Source organism: Pseudomonas sp. GW823-FHT06E10, from assembly GCF_058794995.1.
The window spans coordinates 254,011-280,827 of record NZ_JBXAHJ010000005.1 but is presented as its reverse complement, the minus strand read 5'-3'; the positions used below and the strand labels follow the sequence as shown (position 1 = coordinate 280,827).

Annotated in this window: 25 protein-coding genes; 1 reads left to right on the top strand and 24 read right to left on the bottom strand. The window is 62.2% G+C overall.

Annotated elements, in window-relative coordinates; genetic code table 11:
• Nucleotides 1–129: 129 nt before the first annotated feature.
• The 20 genes from AC1Q6Y_RS10910 to AC1Q6Y_RS10815 are packed head-to-tail and all read right to left on the bottom strand — an operon-like array spanning nt 130 to nt 18,342.
• Entirely contained in the window at nt 130–1,356 is a 1,227-nt protein-coding gene (locus AC1Q6Y_RS10910) for a beta-ketoacyl-ACP synthase (protein WP_150811943.1), read from the bottom strand.
• Nucleotides 1,356–2,084, bottom strand: a complete 729-nt coding sequence (gene fabG, locus AC1Q6Y_RS10905; protein WP_102671137.1) for a 3-oxoacyl-ACP reductase FabG — start codon at nt 2,082–2,084, stop codon at nt 1,356–1,358. Before fabG ends, AC1Q6Y_RS10910 begins: the two co-directional genes overlap by 1 nt.
• Complete coding sequence (locus AC1Q6Y_RS10900; protein ID WP_057712326.1) at nt 2,084–2,542, bottom strand: hotdog family protein; 459 nt, start codon at nt 2,540–2,542, stop codon at nt 2,084–2,086. Before AC1Q6Y_RS10900 ends, fabG begins: the two co-directional genes overlap by 1 nt.
• On the bottom strand, nt 2,539–3,735 hold the full coding sequence (locus tag AC1Q6Y_RS10895; protein WP_492624547.1) for a beta-ketoacyl-[acyl-carrier-protein] synthase family protein: 1,197 nt from the start codon (nt 3,733–3,735) through the stop codon (nt 2,539–2,541). Before AC1Q6Y_RS10895 ends, AC1Q6Y_RS10900 begins: the two co-directional genes overlap by 4 nt.
• Nucleotides 3,732–4,349: a hypothetical protein gene (locus AC1Q6Y_RS10890; RefSeq protein ID WP_407515032.1), complete on the bottom strand. Its 618-nt coding sequence runs from the start codon at nt 4,347–4,349 to the stop codon at nt 3,732–3,734. Before AC1Q6Y_RS10890 ends, AC1Q6Y_RS10895 begins: the two co-directional genes overlap by 4 nt.
• Nucleotides 4,349–5,074 carry a class I SAM-dependent methyltransferase gene (locus AC1Q6Y_RS10885; protein ID WP_150811940.1) on the bottom strand — a complete coding sequence of 242 codons (726 nt, stop codon included), beginning with the start codon at nt 5,072–5,074 and terminating at the stop codon, nt 4,349–4,351. Before AC1Q6Y_RS10885 ends, AC1Q6Y_RS10890 begins: the two co-directional genes overlap by 1 nt.
• Complete coding sequence (locus AC1Q6Y_RS10880; RefSeq protein ID WP_492624546.1) at nt 5,071–6,318, bottom strand: NAD(P)/FAD-dependent oxidoreductase; 1,248 nt, start codon at nt 6,316–6,318, stop codon at nt 5,071–5,073. The genes AC1Q6Y_RS10885 and AC1Q6Y_RS10880 overlap by 4 nt, the downstream gene beginning before the upstream one ends.
• Nucleotides 6,305–7,465 (bottom strand): sodium:proton antiporter, encoded by a 1,161-nt coding sequence (locus AC1Q6Y_RS10875; RefSeq protein WP_429521851.1) that lies wholly within the window; start codon nt 7,463–7,465, stop codon nt 6,305–6,307. The genes AC1Q6Y_RS10880 and AC1Q6Y_RS10875 overlap by 14 nt, the downstream gene beginning before the upstream one ends.
• Nucleotides 7,462–9,801, bottom strand: a complete 2,340-nt coding sequence (locus AC1Q6Y_RS10870) for an MMPL family transporter (protein ID WP_057712321.1) — start codon at nt 9,799–9,801, stop codon at nt 7,462–7,464. Before AC1Q6Y_RS10870 ends, AC1Q6Y_RS10875 begins: the two co-directional genes overlap by 4 nt.
• Complete coding sequence (locus AC1Q6Y_RS10865; protein WP_492624545.1) at nt 9,785–10,489, bottom strand: outer membrane lipoprotein carrier protein LolA; 705 nt, start codon at nt 10,487–10,489, stop codon at nt 9,785–9,787. The genes AC1Q6Y_RS10870 and AC1Q6Y_RS10865 overlap by 17 nt, the downstream gene beginning before the upstream one ends.
• Nucleotides 10,486–10,911: an acyl-CoA thioesterase gene (locus AC1Q6Y_RS10860; protein WP_057712319.1), complete on the bottom strand. Its 426-nt coding sequence runs from the start codon at nt 10,909–10,911 to the stop codon at nt 10,486–10,488. The genes AC1Q6Y_RS10865 and AC1Q6Y_RS10860 overlap by 4 nt, the downstream gene beginning before the upstream one ends.
• On the bottom strand, nt 10,904–12,448 hold the full coding sequence (locus tag AC1Q6Y_RS10855) for an HAL/PAL/TAL family ammonia-lyase (protein ID WP_492624544.1): 1,545 nt from the start codon (nt 12,446–12,448) through the stop codon (nt 10,904–10,906). Before AC1Q6Y_RS10855 ends, AC1Q6Y_RS10860 begins: the two co-directional genes overlap by 8 nt.
• Nucleotides 12,429–13,370, bottom strand: coding sequence for a lysophospholipid acyltransferase family protein (locus AC1Q6Y_RS10850; protein WP_057712317.1), 942 nt, complete (start codon nt 13,368–13,370; stop codon nt 12,429–12,431). Before AC1Q6Y_RS10850 ends, AC1Q6Y_RS10855 begins: the two co-directional genes overlap by 20 nt.
• Nucleotides 13,367–14,101 (bottom strand): glycosyltransferase family 2 protein, encoded by a 735-nt coding sequence (locus tag AC1Q6Y_RS10845; protein ID WP_492624543.1) that lies wholly within the window; start codon nt 14,099–14,101, stop codon nt 13,367–13,369. Before AC1Q6Y_RS10845 ends, AC1Q6Y_RS10850 begins: the two co-directional genes overlap by 4 nt.
• On the bottom strand, nt 14,094–15,773 hold the full coding sequence (locus AC1Q6Y_RS10840) for an ApeI family dehydratase (RefSeq protein ID WP_492624542.1): 1,680 nt from the start codon (nt 15,771–15,773) through the stop codon (nt 14,094–14,096). Before AC1Q6Y_RS10840 ends, AC1Q6Y_RS10845 begins: the two co-directional genes overlap by 8 nt.
• Nucleotides 15,770–16,315 carry a COG4648 family protein gene (locus AC1Q6Y_RS10835; protein ID WP_090452738.1) on the bottom strand — a complete coding sequence of 182 codons (546 nt, stop codon included), beginning with the start codon at nt 16,313–16,315 and terminating at the stop codon, nt 15,770–15,772. Before AC1Q6Y_RS10835 ends, AC1Q6Y_RS10840 begins: the two co-directional genes overlap by 4 nt.
• Nucleotides 16,312–16,566 carry an acyl carrier protein gene (locus AC1Q6Y_RS10830; RefSeq protein WP_007992314.1) on the bottom strand — a complete coding sequence of 85 codons (255 nt, stop codon included), beginning with the start codon at nt 16,564–16,566 and terminating at the stop codon, nt 16,312–16,314. The genes AC1Q6Y_RS10835 and AC1Q6Y_RS10830 overlap by 4 nt, the downstream gene beginning before the upstream one ends.
• Before the next feature lie 9 nt (nt 16,567–16,575).
• Nucleotides 16,576–16,851, bottom strand: a complete 276-nt coding sequence (locus AC1Q6Y_RS10825; RefSeq protein ID WP_090452740.1) for a phosphopantetheine-binding protein — start codon at nt 16,849–16,851, stop codon at nt 16,576–16,578.
• Nucleotides 16,829–17,641 (bottom strand): lysophospholipid acyltransferase family protein, encoded by an 813-nt coding sequence (locus tag AC1Q6Y_RS10820; protein ID WP_057712312.1) that lies wholly within the window; start codon nt 17,639–17,641, stop codon nt 16,829–16,831. The genes AC1Q6Y_RS10825 and AC1Q6Y_RS10820 overlap by 23 nt, the downstream gene beginning before the upstream one ends.
• Nucleotides 17,617–18,342 (bottom strand): beta-ketoacyl synthase chain length factor, encoded by a 726-nt coding sequence (locus AC1Q6Y_RS10815; protein WP_090452742.1) that lies wholly within the window; start codon nt 18,340–18,342, stop codon nt 17,617–17,619. The genes AC1Q6Y_RS10820 and AC1Q6Y_RS10815 overlap by 25 nt, the downstream gene beginning before the upstream one ends.
• Before the next feature lie 355 nt (nt 18,343–18,697).
• Here AC1Q6Y_RS10815 and AC1Q6Y_RS10810 point away from each other — a divergent pair, with 355 nt between their 5' ends.
• Nucleotides 18,698–19,468, top strand: coding sequence for a ParA family protein (locus tag AC1Q6Y_RS10810; protein ID WP_015093167.1), 771 nt, complete (start codon nt 18,698–18,700; stop codon nt 19,466–19,468).
• Nucleotides 19,469–19,597: 129 nt separating this feature from the next.
• On the opposite strand, the gene trxC is transcribed toward AC1Q6Y_RS10810, so the two are convergent.
• The 4 genes from trxC to AC1Q6Y_RS10790 all read right to left on the bottom strand — a co-directional run bounded on the left by trxC (nt 19,598) and on the right by AC1Q6Y_RS10790 (nt 26,763).
• Nucleotides 19,598–20,032 (bottom strand): thioredoxin TrxC, encoded by a 435-nt coding sequence (gene trxC / locus AC1Q6Y_RS10805; protein WP_492624541.1) that lies wholly within the window; start codon nt 20,030–20,032, stop codon nt 19,598–19,600.
• Between the two features lie 73 nt (nt 20,033–20,105).
• Nucleotides 20,106–21,569, bottom strand: coding sequence for a protein adenylyltransferase SelO (gene selO, locus AC1Q6Y_RS10800; RefSeq protein ID WP_492624540.1), 1,464 nt, complete (start codon nt 21,567–21,569; stop codon nt 20,106–20,108).
• A gap of 48 nt (nt 21,570–21,617) precedes the next feature.
• Entirely contained in the window at nt 21,618–24,986 is a 3,369-nt protein-coding gene (mscK, locus tag AC1Q6Y_RS10795) for a mechanosensitive channel MscK (protein ID WP_492624539.1), read from the bottom strand.
• A gap of 34 nt (nt 24,987–25,020) precedes the next feature.
• Nucleotides 25,021–26,763, bottom strand: a complete 1,743-nt coding sequence (locus AC1Q6Y_RS10790; protein ID WP_057712307.1) for a potassium/proton antiporter — start codon at nt 26,761–26,763, stop codon at nt 25,021–25,023.
• Between the last annotated feature and the right edge of the window lie 54 nt (nt 26,764–26,817).

Here is a 26,817-nt window from a genome sequence, read left to right as displayed (position 1 = left end):
GTGACAGAGCCCCTGTAGGAGCGAGCTTGCTCGCGAAAAACGTCCGGGCAACGCGTTCATTCAGGCAGCCCGCGTTATCGTTGACGACCATCGCGAGCAGGCTCGCTCCTACAGGGGAAATATTTCAGGTTACGGCCAGCGCTTGAAAATCAGCGACGTATTCACCCCGCCAAACGCAAAGTTATTGTTCATCACGTACTGGTTGCTCATCTGCCGAAACTCGCCGCGCAGGTAGTCGAGCTTGCCGCAGTGCGGGTCGACTTCGTCGAGGTTGAAGGTGTGGGCGTACAGGTCGCGGTTCATCATTTCAATGCTGAACCACGACTCCAGCGCACCGCAGGCGCCGAGGGTGTGGCCGAGGAAGCTCTTTTGCGAGCTGATCGGCATGTGTTCGCCGAACAGGCTGCTGGTGGCCAGGGTTTCGGCGATGTCGCCCTGTTCGGTGGCGGTGCCGTGGCCGTTGACGTAGCCGATGTCCGAAGGTTTCAGCCCGGCGTCCTCCAGGGCCAGTTCCATGGCCCGGCGCATGGTGATTTGTTCGGGACGGGTGGTGTGCTGGCCGTCGGCGTTGCTGCCGAAACCGACAATCTCGGCATGGATGCGGGCGCCACGGGCCAGGGCGTGTTCCAGTTCCTCGAGCACCAGCATGCCGCCGCCTTCGCCGATCACCAGGCCGTCGCGTGCGGTGTCATAGGGGCGCGGGCTGCGTTGCGGGGTGTCGTTTTTCAGGCTGGTGGCGTAGAGCGCGTCGAAGACCATGGCTTCGGTCGGGCACAGTTCCTCGGCACCGCCGGCGAGCATCAGCGGCAGGCGCCCGAACTTGATCGCCTCGTAGGCATAGCCAATGCCCTGGCTGCCGCTGGTGCAGGCGCTGGACGTCGGGATCAAGCGACCGGTGAGGCCGAAGAAGATGCTGATATTGGCCGCGGTGGTGTGCGGCATCATCCGCACGTAGGAGTTGGCGTTCAGGCCTTCGGCCACTGAGTTGAGCAGCATGTTGCCGAACGCCTTGATCTCGTCGGTGCTGCCGGTGGAGGAGCCGCAGGCGACGCCCATGCGCCCGTCCTTGATCGATTCGTCGCCCAACAGCCCGGCATCGGCCAGCGCCATCTCCGCCGCACCCACGGCAAGCCGCGAGACCCGGCCCATGCTGCGCAGTTGCTTGCGGGTCCAGTGGCTCGGCACCTTGAAGTCATCGATGGGGCCAGCCAGACGCGTGTTGAGTTCGGTAAAACGATCCCACTCGTCCATCCGGCGGATGCCGCTGCGGTTGGCCGCGAAGTTGCCGGCGATGGTGTCCCAGTCGCTGCCCAGTGAGGTGATGCCGGCCATGCCGGTGACGACGACGCGCTTCATCAGCACAGGCCTCCGTTGACGGCCAGAACCTGCCGGGTGATGTACGAGGCTTCCGCCGACATCAGGAAATTCACCGCGCCGGCCACCTCTTCAGGGGTGCCCATGCGTTGTGCGGGGATCATTTTCATCAGTTCTTCCACCGGCACGTTTTCGTCGAGCATGGCTGTGTCGATCAGGCCGGGTGCGACACAGTTAACGGTGATTTTGCGCTTGCCCAACTCGATCGCCAATGCCTTGGCCGCTCCGATCAAGCCGGCCTTGGAGGCGCTGTAGTTGACCTGGCCACGGTTGCCGATCAAACCCGACACCGAGGTGATGCAGACAATCCGCCCGGCGGCGCGACGACGGATCATCGGCATCATCACCGGGTGCAGCACGTTGTAGAAACCGTCGAGGTTGGTGCGCATCACCACATCCCAATCCTCCTCGCTAAGGGCGGGAAAGGCACCGTCGCGGGTCAGGCCGGCATTGAGCACCACGCCGTAATAAGCGCCGTGGGTTTCCACGTCGGCTTCGAGAATTTCCTTGCAGCGGGCGCGGTCGGCCACGTCGAACTGCAGGATGCGCGCACGACGGCCCAAGGCCTCGACTTCGGCCTTGACAGCTTCGGCGTCGGCCAGGCCGCTGCGGCAATGCAACACGATGTCATGCCCGGCCTGGGCCAGGCGCAAGGCGATGGCGCGGCCGATGCCACGGCTGGAACCGGTGACCAGTACGGATTCAGTCATCACTGGACTCCTTCGGGTTCATGGAGATATTGAGCGGCCTGGGGTGGGCGGAACACATTCAGACGGGCGGTAACGTGAATGCCGGGGGCGTTGATGTGGCATTCGAACACGCCCATGCCGTTATCGTCTTCCAGGGAGCGAATGCCGTGGATGGTCAGCTCGGTGCCGGCCGGAAAACTTTCGACGTTGCATTCGAATTTTCGGCTGCCGAGCAGGAAGCCCAATTCCACCTCATCACCGCGCTGGCGCGCATGGCAACCGGCGAAGGCGGCCACGCTCTGGGCCATCAGTTCGATGCCGACCCAAGCCGGCAGGCTGCCGTCGGGGAGATTGAACAGGCCATCGGGCTTGACGGTCAGGCGCGTGTGAATCTGCTCTTCATCGAACGCCAGGATCTGATCGATAAGAATCATGTCACCCGCGTGGGGCAGCAGTTCGGCGATCGGCCAGTCAATCATGGGGCGTCTCCGATAATCAGGCTGACGTTGTTGCCACCGAAGGCAAAGGAATTGCTCATCAGGTAGCGGGGTGCAATGGACGTCAGGCGAGTGGTCGGGGTCACCCATTGCAGCGGCGGCAATTCGGGATCGGGCTGTCCGTCCCAGACGTGGGGCGGCAGGGCATACTCGCGATTGTCCGGGCTCAGGCTCAACCAGCAGAACGCCGCCTCCAGCGCCCCGGCGGCACCGAGGGTGTGACCGGTCATGGGTTTGCTCGACGAACAGGGTACGCCAGCCGGGAACAGGGTCGCCACGGCCTGGCTTTCCATGGCGTCGTTGTGCTGGGTGGCGGTGCCGTGAAGGTTCAGATAAGCGATCTGCTCCGGTTGCAGGTTGGCGCGGCCCAGGGCTTTGCGCATCGCTTGCAGGGCGCCACGACCAGTCGGTTCCGGGGCGGAGATGTGATGCGCATCGGAACTGGCGCCGCTGCCGAGCAAGGCAATCGCCTGGCTGTCGGCTGTACGTCTGGTCATCAGGAACAGCACCGCCGCTTCGCCAATGTTGATGCCATTGCGGTTCACCGAAAACGGATTGCAGCGTTGTTCCGAGACCGCTTCGAGCGCCGAGAAACCGTTGAGTGTCAGCTTGCACAAGGTGTCGACACCGCCACACAGCACCGCGTCGCACATGCCCAGGTCCAACAGGCGCTGGGCGCTCATCAAGGCCCGGGCGCTGGAGGTGCAGGCCGTGGAAATGACATAGGTCGGCCCGCTCAATTGCAGCCACTCGGCGAGGAAGTTCGCCGGCGCCCCGAGTTCCTGTTGCTGATAGTCGTACTCGGCAGGGAACTGCTTTTCACGCAGGTAATGCGCCAGGCCCTGGCTGGCCTCGTCGATACCCGAGGTGCTGGTGCCCAGCACGACACCGATGCGGTCGCGGCCGTAGGTCTGGATCGCGCTGTCGATGTCCGCGCGGATTTGCAGCGTGGCCTCCAGCAACAACTGATTGTTGCGACTGTGATGGCGCGACATGTCGGCCGGAATGCTTGTCAGTTTGCCCAGGACCGCACCGACCGGCAGCGTGCGTTGCGGCACCCACCCGGTTTGTTCGCGCATGCCGCCGCAGTCGCCGGCAAACAGGTTGCGGGCGACTTCCTGCCTGTCACGGCCCAGCGCGCAGACCAGTCCGAGGGCATTGAGGTAAGCCGTCATGGCGTTTCACCGCTCAGGGGCGTGACTTGATAGCTCGGACCATGCGGTAGCTTCAATTCAAAATTCTGCGGTTGTGCGTAGCGAATGTCCCAGCGCTCGGGCAGGGACCGTTGTCTGCCGTACTGCCAGGCGCCGGGATAGTTGGCCGCCAGTTCTTCTTGCGGCGTCAGCGCAAACAGCAGCGCCGCGAACAGTTCCCGGGCTTGCGGATTGGGCGGCAGGAAACCATCGGACTCCCAGGTTTTATCGATCAATTTCTGGCGGGCCTGGGGAATGCCCAACAGGTCCATCATCGACCAGCGAATACCCGTCTCTTCACGCTGGATCACCAGCACCCAGTCCTGGCGTTCTTCGGCCAGCCCGCGCTGGATGTGCAATTGCAGCGGCAACGGCAGATCCGGGTTTTGCTCGGGCAGCGGCGCCCGGCCGGCGCAGGCGCTCAAAAGCAGGGCTACGGCAAGCAACAGAAATCGCATAACACCGGTTACCCCTGTGGGAGCGAGCTTGCTCGCGATGGCGGCGATACATTCAACATTGATATTGACTGACCCACCGCTATCGCGAGCGAGCTCGCTCCCACAGGTTTGGTGTTTCAAGCGGTTGGCAATGAACATCACACAGTTCCTTCAAAAGGTTTGCGCGCCACCACATTGACCAGGGTTTCTTCCCGTTGGCCAAAGGGTTTTGGCTTGCACACACCCAAGTATTCGAGCAGGCCGAAATCCTTGGCGCGACTCCACCACAGATACGGATAAGACACGTTTTGCGCGGTAAATTCGAAACCTTGCCGGCGAATCATTTGCAGGTACTGCGCAGCGCTTTTTTGCACGTGCATGGGGTGGCGAAACAACCAACGGATCACCCAGGTATCAATGTAAGCCTCGGTGGATTCGGCGAACAGCAGATAACCGCCGGGTTTGAGTACGCGGTAGAACTCGGCCAGTGACTGTTCCTGTTCCACCAGGTGATGGAAGGTCTGGTGACAGAACAGCAGGTCGATACTGGCGTCCGGCAGGTTCAGGCTGGCGCAGTCGCCGCCGATCAACTCCACTTCCATGCCTTGGCGGGCCGCTTCTTCGCGGCTCTGGATCAGGCTTTGTGGATCAGCATCGACGCCAATCAGACGACCGGGTGCAAAGGCCTGGCGCAGCAGCGGGAATGACTTGCCCTGGCCGCAACCGGCATCCAGCAGCACCGGGCTGACAGGCAGCGCTTCGCTGAACAGGTTGTGCAAGTCGTTGATCGCCAACCGCAGCACATAGTGTTGCCAGATCTGGCTGCGCAGGAACCACAAACCGAAACGGGTTTCTTCGACGTAGTTGTCGCTCAAGTAGTTCATGACGCATCCCTTGCACAGAACTCCGAAATCGCCTTCAACCGGCGCCTGGCTTCGCTGACGAACGGATTGCGTCGGTCCCAGGCATATCCGGCAAGAATGGAGCTGATCATTCCGCGGATTTCCGGTGAACTGCTCTCATGGAAAATCACGTCCTGGAATGTCCCCGCGTACCAGCCTTCGACATAGCAGCGGAACGTGTCGACGCCGCGCTTGAGCGGTTCGGCGAACTCGGTTTGCCAGTCGACGGCTTCGCCTTGCAGCTGACGGTGCAATACCCCAGCGGCCATGCTCGCCGAACGCATGGCGATGGTCACGCCGGAGGAAAACACCGGGTCGAGGAATTCCGCGGCATTGCCCAGCAGCGCGAAGCCCGGGCCGTGCAGGGTTTTGACGTTGGCCGAGTAACCGCCGATGGTTCGCGCCTCGGTGTCCCACTGCGCATTTTGCAACACGCGGGCCAAGCTTGGCGTCTCGGCGATAAAGCCACGCAGGCACTCGTCCAGATTGTCGCTGCGGCCTGCGAAACGCTCCTCTGCGGCGACCACGCCAACCGAGCAGCGCCCGTTGCTGAACGGGATGGTCCAGAACCACACATCGCGCTGGGTCGGATGAGTGGTCACCAGGATCTTGCTGCGGTCGAAGGCCGGGAGGTCGATACGGTCTTCGACGTGAGTGAACACGGCCCGGCGCACCGGGAAGTTCGACGGCGCCTCGAGGTCGAGCAAGCGCGGCAGCACGCGGCCGTAACCGCTCGCATCGAGCAGGAAATCTGCCTCCACGCGGTACTCGCTACCGTCTTCGCGGCGCACGCCGAGCTGCGGTTTGCCCGGGGCAACGTCGACACTGACGATGGTTTCGCCATAGCGGATCTCCACGCCTTGCAGCGCGGCCTGATCGGCCAGCAGCTTATCGAAATCGGCGCGCTGGACCTGAAAGGTCGTCGATTTGCCGTGGCTGAACGTCTCGCCGAAATCGAAGGCGCTGTAGCGCTCGCCCCAGGCAAACGCGGCACCGGTTTTCAGCTGGAAGCCGGCGGCGTTGACGGCGTCGAGCATGCCCGCTTCTTCGACGAAATCCAGGCAATGGGCCAATAGGCTTTCGCCGATGGAAAACCGTGGAAAATGCTGCCGCTCGATCACCAGCACATCGTGTCCCTTGCGCTTGAGCAACGCGGCGGCGATGGCGCCGGAAGGTCCGGCGCCGATGATCACGACCTGGCGGCATTCCATCTCAACGGTTGGCATGGGGGCTCCTTGCGGGGACAGCGGCTTTCAGGGGGATACGGTGCATGCCGGTCAGGGCTGGCAGCAGTGTAGCGATCAGGCCCATCAGCATCAGGGCAAAGTACAGCGGCGGGCTGATGAGTTGCTGTTGCAGCAGCAGGTTGAGAAAAACGATCTCGCTCAAGCCACGGATGTTCAGCAGCACACTTTCCCGCCAGCGGCTGGCACCCTGGAACGAGGCCCCGGCCCAGCCGAGGCCGAGCCAGTTGCCCAGCAGTTTGCTCAGCATCGGCAACAGCAGCAGGGCGACCAGTTGCATCCAGCCGAGGCTGTCCATCGCGCTGTGCACGTTGATCTGCACGATGCCGAACGTGAGGATCAGCGGGATGGCGATGTATGTCTGCAAGCGGCTCATCCACATGGCCGGCAACGGCAGGACCAGTGGGGCTTTCAGCGCGGCCATGATCAACACATAGCCGATGCCGAAAATCAGCGCATTGAGCTTGAAGTGTTCGGCGACGACCAGCAGGGCGAAAAAGCTCAGGCTGTAAAGCCACGTCTGGCGCAGGCCCAGCAGCCGCAGCAGCACCGGGAGGCACGCGCCGGCCAGGGGCAGCAACAGGCTGCTCAGGTGCAGGCTGCCCTGGGCGATACCGAACAGGGTCCAGCAGGCTAGGTCGATGAGGATCGCGGTTTGCACCAGTCGCCGGGTGGCGGCGGGCGGGTAATCGATGTGCCGCAGGTACAGGTACAACACCGGAATCGCGGTGATGGCGAACAACAGGCCGACGGCCAGCGAGCTGATCCACGGTTGCGGCGGCAACAGCCAGATGGCCGTGGCCAGACCGCAGGCAAACGGAATGCAAAAGCTAGGCAGGGCGATTTTCAGGCTTTGGCGATCCAGTTGCAGGTCGATCACATCGCTGAGGATGTAGCCCAGCAACAGGGCAAAGCTCAGGCTGTAGAGGTTCTTCAGCCAGCCCGGCGACACCAGCTGCGCACCGCTCAATTGCCATTGGGGCTCGATCCAGAAATACATCAACAGCGGCAAGCCAAGGGTCGCCAGCAACAACTGGCTGACGATGGGAATCAGGCCGAAATGCCGGCCGACACGGGTCGCCAAGGCGAACAACACCAGTGCCATCGCCCAGAACAGAACGACCATCATGTTGCCCGCTCCACGGCCGTGGGCTCATGCACCTGGCGACCGGCCCACGGTGCGAGCAGGAAGCTGAAGATCAGGCCCAGGCTCACCGACAGTCCGAAGTTGCTCACCGCCGGGGTGCTCGATACCGCCAGCAGGCCGAACGACAGCCAGGTGGTCAACGCCGCCAGCAGGGTGCCCAGCAGGCTCACGGCTGCGCCGCCGACCTGTTCGCGCATCAGGATCGCGTAATCGACGCTGATCGCCGTCACCAGCAGCAGGCCGAACAGGCTGAACAGGGTCAACGGCTGCCCCAGCCAGCCGAGGCTGGCCAGGCTGCACAACGCCGCCAACAGGGGCAGGGACACGATGCGCAACGCACCGCCGAGGCCGAATGGCAGGATCAGCACCAGCACGATCAACACACAGGAGGCGAGTTTCAGTTCCGCGGCACTGATTTGGGTGGCCGCGAAGACGTTGTTCAACTCACCCAGTCGATCCACCAATGTCACGCCGGGCAGATCCTCGCCCTGGAGCCGCAGCAGGGCCGTGTTGTTGATGCCTTGCAGGCTGACCATTGCCGCCACGCCGTCTTCGGTCGGCCCCAGCCACAGGGCCCGGTAGGGTTCTGCCAACGGGCCGCTGAGCGCTGCTTCGATGTCCACGGTCGGCAATGCCTGAAGCTTCGTCAGCTCGGCTTGCAGCGCCTCGACCGGTACGCCGACTTCGAGCAAGGGTTGCCAGAACGAAGACAGTTTGCTCAACGCTGCGCGCACCTGTTGCTGTTCGTTCGGCGGGCTGACCAGTTGATTGAGCGACAGATAACCCTGGAGCTTTTCCAGGCCTGTCAATTGATCCAGTCGTTCTCTCAGAGCGGTCTGGCGTTCGAGCAGTTGCTGCTGATTGGCGGCGCGTATCAGGAAGAACTGGCTGGTGGGTTGATAGCCGGTGATTCGGGCAATGGCCTGGGCTTCGTCGGTCAATTGTTGCGGTGCGCTGATCCACTGGCGGATGTCGTTTTTGCTGCTCAGCTGCAACAGGCCGCCCACGCAAAAGGCGACCAGCAGCGCCAGCAAGACTGGCGTTTTCAGCTGTTTGAGCAGCGCTTCACGACATCCCAGCAAAAACTCGCAAACGCGCAATGGCCAGTGCGCCGGGCGCAGGTCTACGCCCTTGAGCAATGCCGGCAGCAGGCACACGGCGGACAAATAGGCGCCGAGCAACCCTGCGGCAGAGAACGCGGCAATCTGGGTCAGCGCCGGGAAGGGTGTCCAGGCCAGGGCCAGGTAACCGATGCCGCTGGTGATCAGGCTCAGGGTCAAGCCCGGCAGGGTCAGGCGCAGGGCTGGCCAGCTGCGCCAGGGTTTGAGGCTCCAGCTCTTGGACAGGTAATGCAGGGGGTAGTCGACCGCGACACCAATCAGGCTCGAACCCAGCACCAGCGTCATCACGTGCATATGGCCGAACAACGCAACGCAGGCCACCGCACCGAAGAGCATGCCCACCAGCACCGGCACGAAGGCCAGCAAAACGCGCCAGCGCCGGAAGGCCAACAGCAGCAGCAACAAAATCCCCACGGTGGCACCGCCGCCGACCCAGGTCATCTCCCGGGCAGCCTGCTGCTGCCCGCTGGCAGCGTACAACAGGCCGCTGGCGGCGAGCAGTTGCACGTCGTGCCGGGCGGCTTCTTCGCGACTGTGCTTGAGCAGGTCGGCCACTTGCAGCGGCAGGTTCATGTCGAAGGCGTTGCCGGTGGTGCGCGCGCGCAGCAGCACCCAGCTCTTGCCATCGGCATCGGCGACCAGGGCGCCGCTGCCGATGTCCAGTTGCACCGAACCACGTTGCGGCTGGCTGTTCTGGATGCGCCCGGTCAGGCCCAGCCAGTCGTCCTGGCTCGGTACCAGGCTGTAACCGTTGAACGGGTCGAACAACGCCTGCACCCGCTGCTGGATAAAAGTGTCGGGGTGCTCGATCAGAAGTTGTCGGTCCGCCGCCTGGAGCATCGCCAGGCGACCTTGCAGCAACTGCGTGCGCAGCGCCGGCAAGTCGGCTTGCAGGGTCCACTGGACCTTTTCGAACAAGCCGCTGGCCTGCCATTGCTCGCCGAGTGTCTGCGCCATGGCGACGGCCTGCTGGCGATCGCTGTGGCCGACCAGCACCAGCATTTCGCGGTTCAGCGGTTCTTGCATGCGTTGTTCGGCGCGCAGTTCCAGGGCATCGGGCGCTGTGCCGGGCACCAGATCCATCAGGTTGGCCGACAGCGGCGCGCCGTCACGCCATTGCCAACCGGCGAGCGCCAGTACTGCCAGCAGCAGGATCAGAAACAGCCGTGGCAACCACCGTTCACTCGGCAAAGTCATGCTGCTCCGCGTCGCTCAACGGTTGGGTGCTGGTGCTGTCCTGCATGCGCAACAACGTGCTGTCGCCCTGGGTCTCGAGCAGTTCGATGCTGTGTACCAGTTCCGCGCCGGTAATGTTGATCCGGTTGAACACCTGCTTGAGCAGCATCGAGCGTGGCAGCAGCGTGAGCTTCCAGTTCTGCGCGTCGCCGCTCAGGGACAGCTCGAAATCCCGTTGCAGGCCACTGCTATCGCCTTGCAGCACGGCGAGGAACAAACGGTTCTGCTCGGCACCGGCGCTTTTGCCCGGCAGCATTTGCCAAACACTGCCGTCACGTCGGGCAATGCCTTTGGCGGTGATGCGATAGTCCTGTTGCAAGGGCGTTTTCAACAGCCATAACAGGCCGTGGTTTTTTGCCAGCACGAACGTGCCCTTGCTGGTCAGCGGCTGGGGCAGGGCGCGCAGGTGTTTTTCCTGGATGAAATTGCCGTGGATCACCTCGGGTCTGGCCAGTTGATCGCTGAGCTGTTGCAGATCGAAGGCATGGGCCAGTCCAGGAATACCCAATAGCACGCAGAACACTGTAGGAGCGAGCTTGCTCGCGAAAAACCTGAGAGCGCCACGGGGTGTCAGATACCCAGCGTTATCGTTAACGACCATCGCGAGCAGGCTCGCTCCTACAGGGGAACGGGGATGGCAGAACATCATGGCAGGGCCTTCTCAACAGCATCGGTAAAGACCTTCGGCGAGGCCAGTTGCATCTCGCGGCTGGCAATGTCGACGGCGACCTGCACCGACATGGCCCGGGTCAGACGCTCACCGGTTTGCAGGTCGCTGATCAGGTAGTTGATCTTCAAGCGGTTCTCCCACTCCACCAGGTTGGCGCGCACGTTGAGTTTCTGGCCGAACACCGCCCCGCGCACGTAGCGCAATTGCAGGTCGATCACCGGCCACGCATAGCCGGATTCGTTCATCGCCGTGTAGTTGTGGCCGATCTTGTCCAGCAGCGCACAGCGGGCGACTTCCAGGTATTTGACGTAATGGCCGTGCCAGACCACGTGCATGCTGTCGACGTCAAAGAACGGTACGACGATTTCCGTGTCGGTGTAGAGAAATCCCTTGCTACGCATGCAGCCTCCAGTGTTGTTCGGCGATGCGTTGCAGGCACAGGCGCAATTCGCCTTCCAGTGCGCGGTCTTCGATGACCGGTGGGAAGTCGTTGGACAAGGCTTCATGCATGGTGGCCAACGCGGGTGGCAGGGGGCGTGCATCTTCGGCCTGGCCGCGCAGCCAGACGCCCTGATTGGCCGCCAGCAGTGTAGCGGCCGCCACCTGTTCGGTGAGTTCCAGCACGCGGATCGCATCCCGGGCGGCGATGGTGCCCATGCTCACTTTGTCCTGGTTGTGGCATTCGGTGGAGCGCGAGAAGACGCTGGCCGGCATGGTGTTCTTCAGCGCTTCGGCGGTCCAGGCGCTGGTGCCGATTTGCACCGCCTTGAAGCCGTGGTTGAGCATGGCGCGGTCGGCCGTGGCGCCCGACAGGTTGCTCGGCAAGCCATGGTTGTAGCGCTCGTCCACCAGCAGCGCGAGTTGCCGATCCAGCAGGTCGGCGACGTTGGCCACGAGGTTTTTCAGGCTGTCCATGGCGAACGCGATGTGCCCGCCGTAGAAGTGCCCACCGTGCAGCACGCGCTCGGCCTCGGCGTCGATGATCGGGTTGTCGTTGGCGCTGTTGAGCTCGATCTCGATGAACGAACGCAGCCAGTTCAGGCTGTCGGCCAGTACGCCCAGCACATGGGGCGCGCAGCGCAGGGAATAACGGTCTTGCAGGCGATGCAGTGGCGCGGTCGGCGCGTCGATGGCCAGGTCTTTGCGCAACCACGCGGCGACCTGCATCTGCCCCGGGTGTGGCTTGGTCGCGAACAGGCGCTCGTCGAAGTGCTCCGGGTTGCCTTGCAGGGCGACCACGTTCAGCGCGGTGATGCGCGTGGCCAGATGCAGCAGGTAATCGGCGCGGGCGTACGCCAGGCAGGCCAGACCGGTCATCACCGCGGTGCCGTTCATCAGCGCTAGGGCTTCTTTTGGACGCAACACCAGTGGCTGCCAGCCGAGTTCGCGGTGCACATCGGCAGCCTGCCGGCGCTCGCCGCGGAACATCACTTCGCGTTCGCCGGACAGCGTGGCGGCAACGTACGAAAGCGGCGTCAGGTCACCACTGGCGCCCACCGAACCTTCCTCCGGAATCAGCGGCAGGATGTCGTGTTCAAGAAACGCCTGCAGGCGCTCCAGCAGCTCCACGCGCACCCCGGAAACACCGTGGCACAACGACTGCAAACGCGCCGCCAGTACCGCGCGGGTGGCCTGGGCGTCGAGCAGTTTGCCCAGACCGCAGCCGTGGAAGGTGTACAGGTGACGGGGCAGCGCCTCGACGTGATGCAGCGGCACCGCGACCACGCAGGAATCGCCATAGCCGGTGGTTACGCCGTAGATCACGCCTTCCTTGTCCAGCAGAGAGTCCAGAAAACGCGCGCCCTTGGCGATGCGCTCGCGGTAGGCAGGGTCGCTTTGCAACTGCGTCGGCACCTTGCGGTTGGCCAGTGCCAGCACATCTTCAATGCGCAAAGGGCGTTCGCCGAAGGTTACCGGCTCAAGCGTTGGCGTCGTCATCGGTCTTCCAGAAAGGGTAAAAGTTGAACCATTGTTGGGGCGCTTCGAGGCAATAGTGACCCAAGCGTTCGGCGTAGCGGGAGGCCCACTGATGAATGACCTGTTCACGGTCGCTGCGCTTCCAGGTGATTGCGTCAGCGAAGGGTTCAATGGTCAGTCGATAGTCGCCGTCGGGCTTTTTCAAACACAGCAGCAGGTTGACCGGGCATTTCAGCAGGCCGGCCAGCAGCCACGGGCCCTGGGGGAACCTGGCCGGATGACCGAGGAAGTCCACGGTCGCGCAGCGTCCGCCATGCAATGGCACGCGGTCGCCGGCAATCGCCAGCCACTCGCCGCGCTCCAGGCGCTCGCTCAGTTGCAGCATGATCCCGGGGTCCAGTTCGCTGACCTGGATCAGGCGCAAATTGGTCGCCCCGGCTTCGCCCAGCAAACGGTTGAACTGTTCGGCGTGCTTGGTGTGCACCAGAACGTTCATCGTGACTTTCTCGCCGAGCTCCGCCAGTGCGCGGCAGACTTCCAGATTGCCCAGGTGCGCGCCCACCAGCATCTGCCCGCGGGCGCCGCGCAACTGGTCGCGTAGCAGCGCCGGGTCGATGATCTCGATTTGTTCGATGCTCAGCTTGCCGTTCCATACGTCGAGTTTGTCGAGCATCGAATCGGCGAAAGCCATGAACTGGCCGAACACCCGCCAGTGGCTCGGGCGCAGTTCGCTGCGACCGCTCCAGTCGGCCAGGCGTTGCTGGTATTGCCAGGCGCTGTGTCGGGCGCTGCGGCCGAACAGGAAAAAGTACAACACGATGCCGTACAACACTGGGCTCAGTACTCGACGGCCCAGCACTTTGGCACCGAACGCGGTGAGCTTCATCAGCCAGAAACTGCCCCGTTCTTCGCGGTCGGCCCAATGCTGCTTGTCTGAACTCATGCCCGCCACCGTCGCCAGAGGATCACTGGCGCGCGCAGCAACATGCCGAAGAACAGCCGCGTGTGCATGCTGGAAATCAGGACGTTGTCGTGGATCATCCGAAAATGCGAAACGCCGTCCAGCGGGTAATGGACTTTGGTTTGCAGCCATTGCATCGGCTGATTGCGCCAGGTCAGGCGCACCAGGATGTCCGAGTCGAAGTCCATGCGCTTGCCGATTTTCGCTGACTCGATCACCGCCAGGACCGGCGGCAATGGGTAAACCCGGAAACCGCACATGGAGTCGCGAATCTGCAATGACAGGGTGTTGATCCAGACCATGACGTGAGTCAGGTAGCGCGCATACAAACGGCCTTTCGGCACGCTGGCGTCATATTGCGGATAGCCGCAAATCAACGCTCGTGGGTAGCGGCGTGATTGTTCGATGAAGCGTCTGACGTCCTGCAAATCGTGCTGGCCATCGGCATCCACCTGCAAGGCATGGCTGAAACCCAGGCGCGAAGCTTCGCGCAAACCGGTCATGACCGCGCCACCCTTGCCCTGGTTTTCGGCCAGCCGGATCAGGTAAACCATTTCACGCTGGGCCAGGCGATCCAGCACCCGGGCGCAGCGCGGGCTGCTGGCATCGTCCACCAGAATGCACGGCAGGTTGCTGGCGATCAGGGCATCGACCACCGTGGTGATGGCGCTTTCGTGGTTGTACACGGGGACGACGGCGCAGGGGCTATGCATGCTCCGCCTCCAGCAAGATCCGCCCGCTGGAACACGTGGCGGTTTCGTTGCGATAGGCGAAATACAATTTGCCGCGCGCCGGGTCGTAGCGCAGGTGCAGCTGGATTTCGTCGCCCGGGCGCACCAGTTGCTGGAACTTCAAGACTTCCATGCCGGCGAATTTTTTCGGCAGGTTCATCAGTTGCCGGCCCAGGCTCAGCGCCCAGTCCACCTGCACCACGCCAGGCAACACAGGCGCCTTGGGGAAATGACCGCTGAAATAGGCCAGGTCCGGTGGCACGGCCAGTTGCAGGCTCCACTCGCCATTGCTTTCGACTTGCTCCAGCACCTCGGGCGCTTTGGGGCGCGGCGCCAACAGCAGGGCGTCGACGTCGGCCTGGGGCAGTTTGCCCTGAGCGTTCAGTGGCAGTTGTCGCAGCAGGCGCCAGCGTCTTGGCAGGGCCAGGGCTTCGCAGTGTTGGCTCAGGTGCTGGCGCAATTGCTCGGTGAGGCTGCGTCGACCGTGATTGCGCAGCACATGCAAACCGGCCTCGCTCAGCACCAACAGCGCCCCCAGGGAGGCGCGGTTTTCCTGAACGACGCCGAGCCGAGCTTCGATGACCCATTCATGGGTCGTCAGCGCCTGTTCCAGCATCGGCAGCGAGATGCGTTTTTCTTCCAGTTTGACGATCCGGTCCAGTCGCCCGAGCAATTCGAAGCGACCATCGATGGCGATGCGCGCTGAATCGGCCGTGTGTTCGATTTGACCGACGGGTAAGTAGGGCGAAGCGATCAGCAGCGCACCTTCACTGTCTTGTGTCAGCGTGACATCGGCAAAGGGGCGCCACAGTTCCGCGCCCTGACGCCAGGCGATGCCGCCGGTTTCCGAGCTGCCGAAGATTTCCGTTGGCCATTGCCCCAGACGCTCATGCAGGCTCTGTGCGGCCTCGACCGGCAATGCGCCGCCGGAGGAAAACACCCGGCGTACGGCGCTCAAGGCCGGCCAGTCGAGGTTGTCGCCCATGCGCTTGAGCAGCGCCGGGCTGGCCGCCCAGGTGAAGGCCGGGTATTCGCGGCTGGCGCGTTGCAGGTCTTCCGGAAAGGCCAACTGCCGACGCAGGAACGGGCGCCCGGCGCACAGTGGCCAAAGCACCCGAAACAGCAGGCCGTAGATGTGCTGGGTGGCGACGCTGCCAATGATGCACGCCGGGCCTAGGTCGGCGCCCCACAGCTGTTCCAGGGCTTCGACTTCATTGGCCAGTTGGCGCAGGTTTTTTTCGATGCGCTTGGGTTCGCCGCTGGAGCCGGATGTGCACAGGCTGAGTTGGCAGTGATCGAGGTCCAGCGCCGCCGCACTCAGTGGCGGATGACGAAAGTCGCTCAGGTGTGCATCGTCGGGTTGATCACTCAGCCACAGGTCAACGTCGCCTGACCAGCGTTGGCGGGTTTGCGGTTGCAAGTCAGATGGCAGCAGCACGCTGACCCCGGCACGCCAGGCGCCAAGCAACGCGATCGCCAGGTCGGCCGCATCCTCAAGGTGTACGGCCATTTGCCGTACGCCCCGGGCTTGCAGGCCGGCAGCCAGGCGTAGTGCCTGTTCGCACAGTCGGGCGTGATCCAGCGCCGGACCGGTCGTTACGGCGCGCTCCGGCTGAGCCTTGAGCAGCAGGTGCTCAAGTTTTATCCAATTCATGGGTGGCCTCGTACCCTTATTCGTATGAGCCATTCAATGGCAAACATCAGGCCTATCAATCCGTAGGAAATCAGACCGGTGTACAACGTCCACCAGCTCAGCGGCGCCCAGAGGGTCAGGGCGGCGGCACACAAACCGTTGCAAAGAAAAAAAACGCTCCAGGCGATGGTCACCTGACGGGTATAGCGAATGCCCTCGGCCGGCAATTGCGGCTCGCGTACCCGGGCCAGGCGTTCAACGATCGGTGGGCCGAATGTCAGGCTCGATCCGAACAGCACCAGCATGAAGCTGCTGATCAACACCGGATACCAGCGCAACAGCGCCGGGCTGTCGAACAGTGCCAGCAACAGGCAGAACACAATGGCCACCGTGGCCATCCACAGGCTGCCAGGCCGTCGTTTGCCGGTCAGCGCCCGGGCCAGCCACAGCCCGCCCAGCAGCAGCCCGAACTGCCACGGGGCGAAATGCTCCATGCCGAAATACACCGCAAAGGGATACAAAAGGCCTGCCAGCAGCAGGCCGAGGCCAATCAGTCGATTCATGCGGCGGGTTGAACCAGACGGTAGACCGCCTCGACCACGTCACTGACGGTACGCACCGATTTGAATTCTTCGGCGGCGATTTTCTTGCCGGTCTGACGTTTGATGTGATCGATCAGGTCGACCGCGTCGATGCTGTCGATTTCCAGGTCCTGATACAGGTTGGATTCCAGGCTCACACGCTCAGGGTCCAGTTCGAAAAGCTCGACCAAGGCATCGCGCAGGGTGTTGAAAATGTCGTCACGAGTTTGCATGGTCCGGTCTCAAGCTGCCTGTTTTGCGGTGACGAACGCCGCAAGGCTCGCCACGTTACTGAAGTGGTTGCGTGTGTCCTTGGCATCGGCGTCGATTTTGATGCCGTACTTTTTCTGGATGGCCAGGCCCAGCTCCAGGGCGTCCACCGAGTCCAGGCCCAGGCCTTCGCCGAACAGCGTCTGCTCGTTGCCGATGTCTTGGGCGCTGATGTCTTCGAGGCCCAGGGCGTCGATGATCAGTTCTTTGATTTCCAGCACCAGGCTAGGGGTGTTCAGATCGCTCATCTTCGGCGAGCTCCTTGATGAAGTAAGAATGCAAATAATCGTTGAGCTTGCGCGAGGCCTGCGGAGCCGGCCCCTGCGTGGCGAAGGTCTTTGGGTCTATATCGGCCCCGACCCGGAAACTGAAGTGCACGCGCCGCTTGGGGATGCGATACCAGGGTTCGGCCTTGGTCAATGTGGTCGGGCTGACCTTGATAATGACCGGGGTGAGGATTTTCGCACCACGCAGGGCGATTGCCGCGCCGCCCCGATGAAAGGCCGGCGGCTGGCCGGGCTGAGTGCGCGTACCTTCCGGGAAAATGATCAGGGTCTGACCGTCTTTCAGCGCGTCGGCAGCCGCGTCGAGCATGTCCATGCTGCCGTCGTTGCTGATGTATTCGGTGCAGCGCAGCGGCCCGCGGGTGAAAGGGTTTTCCCAGAGGCTTTGCTTGACCACGCAGTTGGCGTGGCGCACCAGACCGATCAGAAACACCACGTCGATCAGCGATGGGTGATTGGCAATGATCATTTGCCCGGGGCGACCGAGTTTCTCCGCACCCTCAATGTTATAGGTCAGTACCCCGGTACGGGCCATGAAACGCACAAAAATCCAGAAACAGCGGCTGACCGTTTGCCGGGCCCGCAGCCGATGGGTCCGGGCGTCGCCCGGCAGCCAGTTCAGTACAGGGAAAATCACCAGACGCAGGCACAGCCCGCCCAACCCGAACAGGGCGAAGCTCGCGGCGGTGGCCAGCAAACGCCAGTAATAGGCGTCGCGGTTTTTCTCGGTCATGGGTTGCGTTGCCAGGTCCATACACGATTTTTCCAGGCATGTTGGCAGGTGGTTTGCTGGCCGAGCAGCGCACACAGCAGATTCAGCGCGTGAGGCCAGCGGGGTTTGGACAACGCATCCGAGGGGCTGTTCAGGGACAACTGCCAGTCGGTACCGGGTGTGATCAGCAAGCCGACGGCATAAGGGAACGGCACGTCGTCGATCCAGGTCGAGTAAGCCTCGGGTGGCTTCTCTTCGGTGACCACCAGCAGTACCGCGCGAGCGCCTTCAGCCAGCAGCGCGGCAGCTTCAAGCATGCCGTGTTCCAGGCCATCGCCTGCGGCGGCCAGGGCGGTCATTTCGCTGGTTTCACCCCGCATGATCGACCACAAGCCAATGATCGCGTTATGCACCGACAAGCTGAACCGGGTCGGCGACAGCGGCTGGTCGGCGGCCAGATCACTGAGAATATCGACGGTGCGGGGCGTTTCGCCGTGACGGGAAACAAAGACCAATGGTAGATCCTGCCGACCTTCGGCCAAAGGCCAGCCGACACTGAATGCCATGCGCGCCAGACGGCTGAGCCGTCGACGCTGCATGGCCGGCAGAAAGGAAACGTCGGGAGCGGCATCGCTGTCCGGCAGCACGACCGGTTGTCGGCACCAGGCCTGCCAATCGGACACGCTATCAAGCCCCGGGGCCCAGGCGCGCCATTGGGCGATGTTGAAGTTGATCACAGACATTCATCCCACCCTCACGGGCTTACTTGACGCGGGGGAGTGGCCGAGGGCCGAGACTTACCCTGCGTGGCGTTTGGCGCCGAGTGGCGCGCATTATCCCGGTGCCGGGAACGTGTAGCAAATGCTGGTTACATTTTGCTCAGAAGATGAAGCGGCAGGTTCGCAAAAATTGAATGATTGGCAACTATTCACAGAATTATTACCCCGTCTGTCGGTTCTGGCGTCGAACCGCCGGGGTGCTCAGGGCTTTTCATGCAAGAGAAGGCAACTGACTGTGTAGTCCTTGCACTGGTGAGGTAGCGTAGCCATACCGTGGACCACTACACTCGGTCATTCTTTGATACACGGAGGTTTTGACATGCGGCGCGTGGTGTTCAATCAGAAAGGTGGCGTTGGCAAATCCAGCATTGCCTGCAATCTGGCGGCGGTCAGTGCCAGCGAGGGTTTTCGCACCTTGTTGGTGGACCTCGATGCCCAGGCCAACTCCACTCAGTACCTGACGGGGCTCACCGGTAGCGATATCCCGATGGGCATCGCCGATTTCTTCAAGCAGACGCTGTCTTCCGGGCCGTTCTCCAAAAAGAATCAGGTCGACATCTACGAAACCCCGTTCGATAACCTCCATGTCATTACCGCCACCGCCGAGCTGGCGGACTTGCAGCCAAAGCTTGAAGCCAAGCACAAGATCAACAAGCTGCGTAAGTTGCTTGAAGAGCTGAGCGAAGACTACGACCGGATTTACCTCGATACCCCGCCAGCACTGAATTTCTATGCGGTTTCAGCGTTGATTGCCGCCGATCGTGTGCTGATTCCCTTCGATTGCGACAGTTTTTCACGCCAGGCACTGTACGGCCTGATGGCGGAAATCGAAGAGTTGAAGGACGACCATAACGAAGGTCTGGAAGTCGAAGGCATCGTCGTCAACCAGTTCCAGGCCCGCGCCAGCCTGCCCCAGCAAATTCTCGATGAGCTGATCGCCGAAGGCCTGCCGGTGCTGCCGGTGTACCTGGCCAGCTCAGTACGCATGCGTGAATCCCACCAGGCCAATACGCCGCTGATCCATCTCGACCCGCGGCACAAGCTGACCCAGCAGTTTGTCGAGCTGCACAACCTGCTGGAAAACGCCTGATTCTGGCGGATAACACAGAACCCCTGTGGGAGCGGGCTTGCTCGCGAAAGCGGTGTATCAGGCGACACCTCTTTTGAATGTCAGCCCGCCTTCGCGAGCAAGCTCGCTCCCACATGGTTCCGTGTTGTTTCAGATGCCTTGGCTACGCAACCAGCTCATCAGTTGCGGTAACGGGAACGCCCCGCTCTGCCGGGCGACTTCCCGACCGTTCTTGAACAGGATCAGGCTCGGAATCGAGCGAATCCCCAACTGCGCCGACAACTGCTGGTTCGCCTCGCTGTCCAGCTTGGCCAGGCGACACTTGCCCGCCAGTTGCCCGGCTGCCTGCTCGAACACCGGTGCGAACGACTTGCACGGCCCGCACCAGTCCGCCCACACATCCACCAGCAGCGGCAGATCGCCCTTGATCTGGCTGGCGTAGTCGCCTTGCTTCAATTCAAACGGTTTGCTCAACAGGACTTCGGCCTTGCAGCGCCCGCATTTTGGGTGGTCGTTGAGGCGCTCGGCCGGGATGCGGTTGAGGCTGTTGCAGTGAGGGCAGGGGATGAGGAGTGGGTCGGTCATGACAAATCGTCCAATCGAAAGCGAATGATCCATATCTGGAGACATGACTCCAGATTTTCAATCGTGCAGTGCCTCACGATGAACAACTGATCTCCAGATGCTTGCCCCATTCCGGTGGCCGCTCGGCGTAGCTTTCCATCCCCGGTTGTTCCTCGAACGGATTGCTCAGCACCGTGTGCAGTCGACGGACTTCCGAGTAGTCGCCGTTCTGCGCTGCCTCGATGGCCTTTTGCGCCAGGTAGTTGCGCAGGATGTACAACGGGTTGACCGCGTGCATCCGCTGGCGGCGCTGCTCTTGATCAAGCGTGCCTTCACGGGAAACCCTGGCGACGTAGAGCTCGCCCCAGGCGTCAAAGCCCTTGAGGTCGACGAAGTCATCACGCAAGCGGGTGATGGCCTGTTCCGGCGTTTGATCACCCAAACGGCGGAAAAACAGGCTGTAGTCGACGCCGCTGTTTTGCATCAGTTGTAGCAGGTTCTCCAGCAGTTTCTGGTCGTCATCCTCGGCGGTGGTCAGGCCGAGGCGGCGGCGCATCAGGTCCAGGTAATGGGCCTGGAACAGTGGCAGGTACAGGCCGAGGGTTTCGCGCAGGGCCTCGACGCTGATGAACGGTGTCAGGGCCTGGGCCAGGGCGCTGAGGTTCCACTGGCCAATCGGCACCTGGTTGCTGAAGGAATAACGGCCCTGGTCGTCTGAGTGATTGCAGATGAAGTTGGCGTCGAAGTCATCGAGGAACGCGAATGGGCCGAAATCGAAGGTGATGCCCAGGATCGACATGTTGTCGGTGTTCATCACCCCGTGGCAGAAACCATAGGCCTGCCATTTGGCGATCAGTTCGGCGTTGCGCTCCACCACTTCGCGGAACATCGCCAGGTACGGCTCCGGTTGTTCCAGGCACTGCGGGAAGTGCATGGCCAGCACGTGATCACCCAGCTCTTTCTGTTGCTCGGGGCGCTTGGTGTAGTAGAAATATTCGAAGTGGCCGAAGCGCACATGGCTCGGCGCCAGGCGCAGGATCATGGCTGCGCGTTCCTGCTTTTCGCGCCACACCGGGGTGTCGGAGCCGATTACGCACAAGGCGCGGGTGGTCGGGATATTCAGTGCGTTCAGGGCTTCGGAGGCGAGGAATTCGCGGATCGACGAGCGCAGTACCGCCCGGCCATCACCCATGCGTGAAAATGGCGTCTGGCCGGCGCCCTTGAGGTGCAGGTCCCAGTGTTCGCCGGCCTCGTTGTACACCTCGCCGAGCAACAGGCCGCGACCGTCGCCCAATTGCGGGTTGTAGGAACCGAACTGATGCCCGGAATAGACCATCGCCCTTGGGATTGCGTCGGCCCAGAGCTTGTGGCCGCTGAACAGTTCGGCGAACTCCGGGGTTTCGGCCACGCTCGGGTCGAGGTCCAGCAGCGCCATGGCGGCGGGGCTGGCCACGACCAGGCGCGGATTATCGATGGGCTCGGGCAGCACATGGGCGGAAAACGCATCGCCCAGGCGGTCGAAGCGGTTATCGAAGGTGAGTTCGTCGAGGGCTTTCAAGGGCCGGCTCCAGCAGAATGTCCGAGCATTCTGCTGGGGAAAGGCCGGTTAGTCGAGTTTGGCGGCGGGCGGTTCTTGCGCGGGCCTGCCGTCGACGATCGGCACGATGGTTTTCGCTTCCGGCTCGATCGGCACCATCTTGTATTCCTGGCCGTGCAGGTTCTTGAGGTAGACCTCCATCTGCCGGAACGAGATGTTGATGTGCTGCTTCTTGAACTCGCGGTTGATGAAGCGGTTGACCTCGTCGAGCACCGGGTTGCGGTCGCCGAGGTCGCGCACGTGCATGCGCAACTCGTGGTCGAGGGTGCTTTCGCCGAAATTCAGGAAGTACACGTGGGGCTCCGGGTCTTTCAGCACGCGCGGGTTTTCGCGTGCGGCCTTGAGCAACAGCTCTTTCACCAGGTCCAGGTCCGAGCCGTAGTCGACGCCGAGCTTGAGGGTCACCCGGGTGATGGTGTCGGTCAGCGACCAGTTGATCAGTTGCCCGGTAATGAACGTCTTGTTCGGGACGATGATGTCCTTGCGATCGAAGTCGGTGATGGTCGTGGCGCGGATGCGGATCTTGCTCACGGTGCCCGACAGGTTGCCGATGGTGATGGTGTCACCGATCCGCACTGGACGTTCGAACAGGATCATGATGCCGGAAATGAAGTTGGCGAAGATCTCCTGCATGCCGAAACCGAGGCCGACCGACAGCGCCGCCACCAGCCATTGCAACTTGTCCCAGCTCACGCCGAGGGTCGACAGCGTCGAGACAAAACCGACGCCGGCGATCACGTAGGAAAGCAACGTGGTGGTCGCGTAGGCGCTGCCCTGGGCAAGGTTGAGCTTCGACAGCACGAACACTTCGAGCAAGCCCGGCAGGTTGCGCGCCAGGGCGAAGGTGATGCCGATGATGATCAGTGCGCCGAGCATGTCGCCGATGCTGATCGGCACCATGCTCATGTTGGCGCCGGTACCGCTGGTGTATTCGTAGAGGGTGACGTTGTCCAGATACGAGAACACCGTGATCAGGTCGGCCCAGACCCAATACAGTGCCGCCATGAAGCCGCCGAGCAGCGCCAGGCGGATCAGGCGCAGGGACTGTTCGTTGACCTTCTCGATGTCCATCGTCGGTTCTTCGATCACGGCTTCACCATCGCCGGCCTCTTTGGCGGCCAGCCGCTTGGCCAGGGCGCGCTGGTAGGCCAGGCGCCGGGCCGCCACACTGAGGCCGCGCACGAAGGTGGCTTCGATCACCAGCCAGAACATCAGCAGGTACAGGGTGTTGATCAAGCGGTCGCTGAGCTTCAGCGCGGTGTAGTAGTAGCCGAAGCACACTGCCACGAACAACGCGACGGGCAGGGCGGTGAACAGGATCCCCACCAGTTTGCGGAACAGCGAAGCGTTTTCGTGGGTCGGGCTGCTGATGAGCAGGCGGCTGAGCAGCAAGGTCATCAAGGCGTAGCAGATCAGCACCACCGGCATGCCGAGCACGTCATCGGCCAGTGCCGCCGGTTGCAGTTCGGCAACGGCGACTACGGTCACCAGTGCCATGACCACGATGCCGAGGCGGCGGATCCATCTGCGCAGGAATTCCACCTGGGGCTTTTCCCAGCGGAAATGCAGTTCTGCCACGCCACCCGGCGCGAGGATCCGGTAGGCGGTGTAGAACACCAGCCAGGCCCCGGCCATTTGCAGCAGCGCCGCGCCCATATTGGCGTTCTGCCCACGGGCGTCGATTTGCAGGGCCAGCCCGCACAATGCGAGGCCCAGTGAAACCGGCATCGCCAGGAGAATGTTGATCAGAATTGCCTGCGGCGTATGCCACTGGCTATCGCGTTTGAAGTGACCGATGTCCTGGTGAACCTTGTTCAATCGCGCGTATAGACTCTTGCGCCGCCACAGCAGTGCGCCAATCAGCAAGGCCAGTGGCAGGAACAGCAGCGGACGCTGGGTTAGGCCGTCGGTCAGTTCGCTCAGGCTTGAAAGTACCGGCAGTGTATCGACTTGCCGCTGGAGGCGATCCGGCACACTGTGAATCCACTCCAGGTCCAGCGGCTTGTTGCTGGGAATCCAGAACATCTGTTCATCGAGGGTCGCCCGCAGGCTTTGCGCGGTGCTGAGCAATTGCTTCTGGTTCAGTTGCAGGGTGATGGATTCATTGAGCACCGCGCTCAGTTCGCGGTTCAGTCGCTCCAGCAGGTCGGCGCGGGTGGTGGCCAGTTCCATCAGGCTTTTGCGCAGCTGCGCCGTGACTTGCTCGGGGGGTTGGGTCGACAGCAGGTTTTCGACGTAGGTGGTCGGATTGCTCAGCAATTCCCGTTGCTGGCTGACTTCGAACTGATACAGGCGAATGTCGGCGATCTGATCGGCCAGGTTGCGGTCGAGCCGCAGGCGCGGCAGCGCCTGTTTCTGTTTGTAGAGAATCTTCGAGAGCAGCAGGCTGCCTTTGAGCACGTTGATTTGCTCGTCCAGGGCCGCATCGCTCTGGGTCAGGCTGTCCAGCTGCTGCTTGGTCTGCAGGTTCTGCTGGGTGACTTCGTTGAGGCGGTCGGTGCTTTTGAGCAGGTAGTCCGAGAGCTTCAGGTTGGCCGCGCTTTCGGTGGCCAAAAGGCTGCTGCCGCCGGCCTTCTGCGCTTCGATGGATTGCTGGGTGACCGTTTCCTGGGACAGCGCCAGACGCTTCTGGTTGATCAGGGTTTGCAGTTCCTGGATTTCCTTATCCAGGCGGTCGGATCGCTCCGACAACAGGTCATGCTGGCTGTTGCCGAGGTCTTGCAATTGGGTATTGCCGGCCAGTTCCTGTCGCCGCAGCGGGATCAGGGCGTTCAGCGCCGCCAACTCGGCATTGAGCTGGTCGCGCTGCTCGGCGCTCAGGGTCTTGCCAGCGTCCTTGCCGTTCTTGAGGATGGTGTTGATCTGCTGAATGCGCGTCTGGCTGCTGGATATCTCCGCCTGGGCGCGTTCGGGGCGGGTCTGGGCGGTGATGATCAGGCTGTTGGCATCGGCCAGGGCCTTTTGCAGGTCGCTTTGCTGGGTGGAGCGCTCGGTGAGCAATTGTTCAAGCTGCTGGATCGGTTCCTTGGCGAAACGCTGCGCCACCGGCACCACGGCACTGGCCTTGAGGCGGGTCAGTTCACGCTGGTTCTCGATGGTCTGTTTGGGCGCATTGCTCAATTGCTGCTTGAGCGCGACCAGCTTCTGCTCGTAGTCACGCTTGTTGTTGAGCTGGCTCAGCGTGCCTTGCAGGACCGATTGCAGGGCCTTCAGATCGGCTTCCGGCAGTTTGCGGTCGGCGATCTTGTCCAGGCTCGCTTGCACGGCTTCGCTGGAAGGCGGTTCGGCCGCTTGCGCCGCTTGCGATAAACCAAGGGTGCTGACAGAGAGACTCAAGCCCAGGAGGGCGACGGCGAAAATGGAGCGCAGATTAGGCATAAAGACCGGTCAAGCAAGTGATAGTGGAAGCAGTTTAGAGGAAGAGTCCGGGACCCGGGCGACTTCCTTCGGGGAATCTGACGCCCACTTTACCGATCTTGTTCCCGTCCATGACGGCCACGGTCCAAATGGTGTTGTTCCATTCCACCTGGTCACCCACCACCGGCGCGCCGCCAACCTTCTGGGCAATGAAGTGGCCCAGGGACATGTCCGGATCGATGCCTTCGACCTTCAGGCCATAAAGGGCCGCAACCGCAGCCAGCTGGGCGTCTCCTTCAAGTACGAAGTCGCCGAAGAAGCGCAGATCGAGGCCCCGTTGTGGCGCCTGGCTGAAGAGTTTTCCGAGGGCCGGCAGGTTGTGTTCATGGCCGATAACACACAACAAATCATCGACTTCCAGCACTGTACTACCCGACGGATGGAGCAATTGCTGGCCACGAAACAGGGCGGCGATACGGGTGCCTTCGGGCATGTTCAGCTCGCGAAGGGGCGAACCGATGCACCATTTTTCCGCGCCCAGGCGATAGACGAACAGTTCCCACTCGCTGGTGACGTGCACTTCCAGGGCCGAGCGGGAGATGGGTGCAGGCTCCGGGGGCACCGTCACCTTCAGCAGCTTGGCGACCCACGGCAGGCTCGTGCCCTGAACCAGCAGCGACACCAGCACGATAAAGAACGCGAGGTTGAAGTAGAGCTGAGCGTTGGGCAGGCCGGCCATCAGCGGGAACACCGCGAGAATGATCGGGACCGCGCCGCGCAAGCCGACCCAGGAAATGAATGCCTTCTCGCGACCATGGAATGCCTTGAACGGCAGCAGGCCAACTATCACCGACAGTGGCCGGGCAAACAGAATCATCCAAAGCGCCAGGGCCAGTGCCGGCAAGGCGATAGGCAGCAGGTCGTGGGGCGTCACCAGCAACCCCAGCACCAGGAACATGCCGATCTGCGCCAGCCAGGCCATGCCGTCGAGCATGTGCAGGATGCCGTGGCGGCTGCGCACCGGACGGTTGCCGATCACCAGGCCGCAGATGTACACCGCCAGGAAGCCACTGCCGTGCAGGGCGTTGGTCAGCGCAAACACCACCAGGCCGCCGGCAATCACCAGGATCGGATACAGGCCGGTGGCCAGGTTGATGCGATTGACCAGTTGCAGCATGAGCCAGCCACCGCCCAGGCCGATGACTCCGCCGATGCCGAACTCGCGCAGCAAGTGGGTCAGCAGGCTCCAGTGCAGGCCGGTCTGGCCGCTGGCGAGCATGTCGATCAGGGTGACGGTGAGAAACACTGCCATCGGGTCGTTGCTGCCGGATTCGATCTCGAGACTGGCGGTTACCCGTTCGTTCAGGCCCTTGCCGCCCAGCAGCGAGAACACCGCGGCGGCGTCGGTAGAACCGACGATGGCGCCGATCAGCAGGCCTTGAATCAGGTTCAAGTCGAACAGCCACGCGGCCGCCATGCCGGTCAGCCCGGTGGTAATCAACACCCCGACCGTCGCCAGCGACAGCGCCGGCCATAACGCCACGCGGAAACTCGACACCCGGGTGCGCAGGCCGCCGTCGAGCAGGATCACCGCCAACGCGAGGTTGCCCACCAGATAAGCCGTGGGGTAGTTATCAAAAAGAATGCCGGCGCCATCGACACCGGCCGCCATGCCGACGGCCAGGATGATCACCAGAATCGGGATGCCGAGACGGGACGAAAGTGAGCTCACCAGAATGCTCGCACCTACCAGCAACGCGCCGATCAAGAACAGGCTGTTGATGGTCGTCGCATTCAAAGGCAGTACTCCAGAAAGCTGAAAGGCGGGCGCAAACTGACCATGCAGTCTGCG

Bases quoted from the DNA above. Each gene is read 5' to 3' on its own strand.
- AC1Q6Y_RS10910 (WP_150811943.1), bottom strand. From the start codon at position 1,356: ATGAAGCGCGTCGTCGTCACCGGCATGGCCGGCATCACCTCACTGGGC.
- fabG (WP_102671137.1), bottom strand. From the start codon at position 2,084: ATGACTGAATCCGTACTGGTCACCGGTTCCAGCCGTGGCATCGGCCGC.
- AC1Q6Y_RS10900 (WP_057712326.1), bottom strand. From the start codon at position 2,542: ATGATTGACTGGCCGATCGCCGAACTGCTGCCCCACGCGGGTGACATG.
- AC1Q6Y_RS10895 (WP_492624547.1), bottom strand. From the start codon at position 3,735: ATGACGGCTTACCTCAATGCCCTCGGACTGGTCTGCGCGCTGGGCCGT.
- AC1Q6Y_RS10890 (WP_407515032.1), bottom strand. From the start codon at position 4,349: ATGTTCATTGCCAACCGCTTGAAACACCAAACCTGTGGGAGCGAGCTC.
- AC1Q6Y_RS10885 (WP_150811940.1), bottom strand. From the start codon at position 5,074: ATGAACTACTTGAGCGACAACTACGTCGAAGAAACCCGTTTCGGTTTG.
- AC1Q6Y_RS10880 (WP_492624546.1), bottom strand. From the start codon at position 6,318: ATGCCAACCGTTGAGATGGAATGCCGCCAGGTCGTGATCATCGGCGCC.
- AC1Q6Y_RS10875 (WP_429521851.1), bottom strand. From the start codon at position 7,465: ATGATGGTCGTTCTGTTCTGGGCGATGGCACTGGTGTTGTTCGCCTTG.
- AC1Q6Y_RS10870 (WP_057712321.1), bottom strand. From the start codon at position 9,801: ATGACTTTGCCGAGTGAACGGTGGTTGCCACGGCTGTTTCTGATCCTG.
- AC1Q6Y_RS10865 (WP_492624545.1), bottom strand. From the start codon at position 10,489: ATGATGTTCTGCCATCCCCGTTCCCCTGTAGGAGCGAGCCTGCTCGCG.
- AC1Q6Y_RS10860 (WP_057712319.1), bottom strand. From the start codon at position 10,911: ATGCGTAGCAAGGGATTTCTCTACACCGACACGGAAATCGTCGTACCG.
- AC1Q6Y_RS10855 (WP_492624544.1), bottom strand. From the start codon at position 12,448: ATGACGACGCCAACGCTTGAGCCGGTAACCTTCGGCGAACGCCCTTTG.
- AC1Q6Y_RS10850 (WP_057712317.1), bottom strand. From the start codon at position 13,370: ATGAGTTCAGACAAGCAGCATTGGGCCGACCGCGAAGAACGGGGCAGT.
- AC1Q6Y_RS10845 (WP_492624543.1), bottom strand. From the start codon at position 14,101: ATGCATAGCCCCTGCGCCGTCGTCCCCGTGTACAACCACGAAAGCGCC.
- AC1Q6Y_RS10840 (WP_492624542.1), bottom strand. From the start codon at position 15,773: ATGAATTGGATAAAACTTGAGCACCTGCTGCTCAAGGCTCAGCCGGAG.
- AC1Q6Y_RS10835 (WP_090452738.1), bottom strand. From the start codon at position 16,315: ATGAATCGACTGATTGGCCTCGGCCTGCTGCTGGCAGGCCTTTTGTAT.
- AC1Q6Y_RS10830 (WP_007992314.1), bottom strand. From the start codon at position 16,566: ATGCAAACTCGTGACGACATTTTCAACACCCTGCGCGATGCCTTGGTC.
- AC1Q6Y_RS10825 (WP_090452740.1), bottom strand. From the start codon at position 16,851: ATGAGCGATCTGAACACCCCTAGCCTGGTGCTGGAAATCAAAGAACTG.
- AC1Q6Y_RS10820 (WP_057712312.1), bottom strand. From the start codon at position 17,641: ATGGACCTGGCAACGCAACCCATGACCGAGAAAAACCGCGACGCCTAT.
- AC1Q6Y_RS10815 (WP_090452742.1), bottom strand. From the start codon at position 18,342: ATGTCTGTGATCAACTTCAACATCGCCCAATGGCGCGCCTGGGCCCCG.
- AC1Q6Y_RS10810 (WP_015093167.1), top strand. From the start codon at position 18,698: ATGCGGCGCGTGGTGTTCAATCAGAAAGGTGGCGTTGGCAAATCCAGC.
- trxC (WP_492624541.1), bottom strand. From the start codon at position 20,032: ATGACCGACCCACTCCTCATCCCCTGCCCTCACTGCAACAGCCTCAAC.
- mscK (WP_492624539.1), bottom strand. From the start codon at position 24,986: ATGCCTAATCTGCGCTCCATTTTCGCCGTCGCCCTCCTGGGCTTGAGT.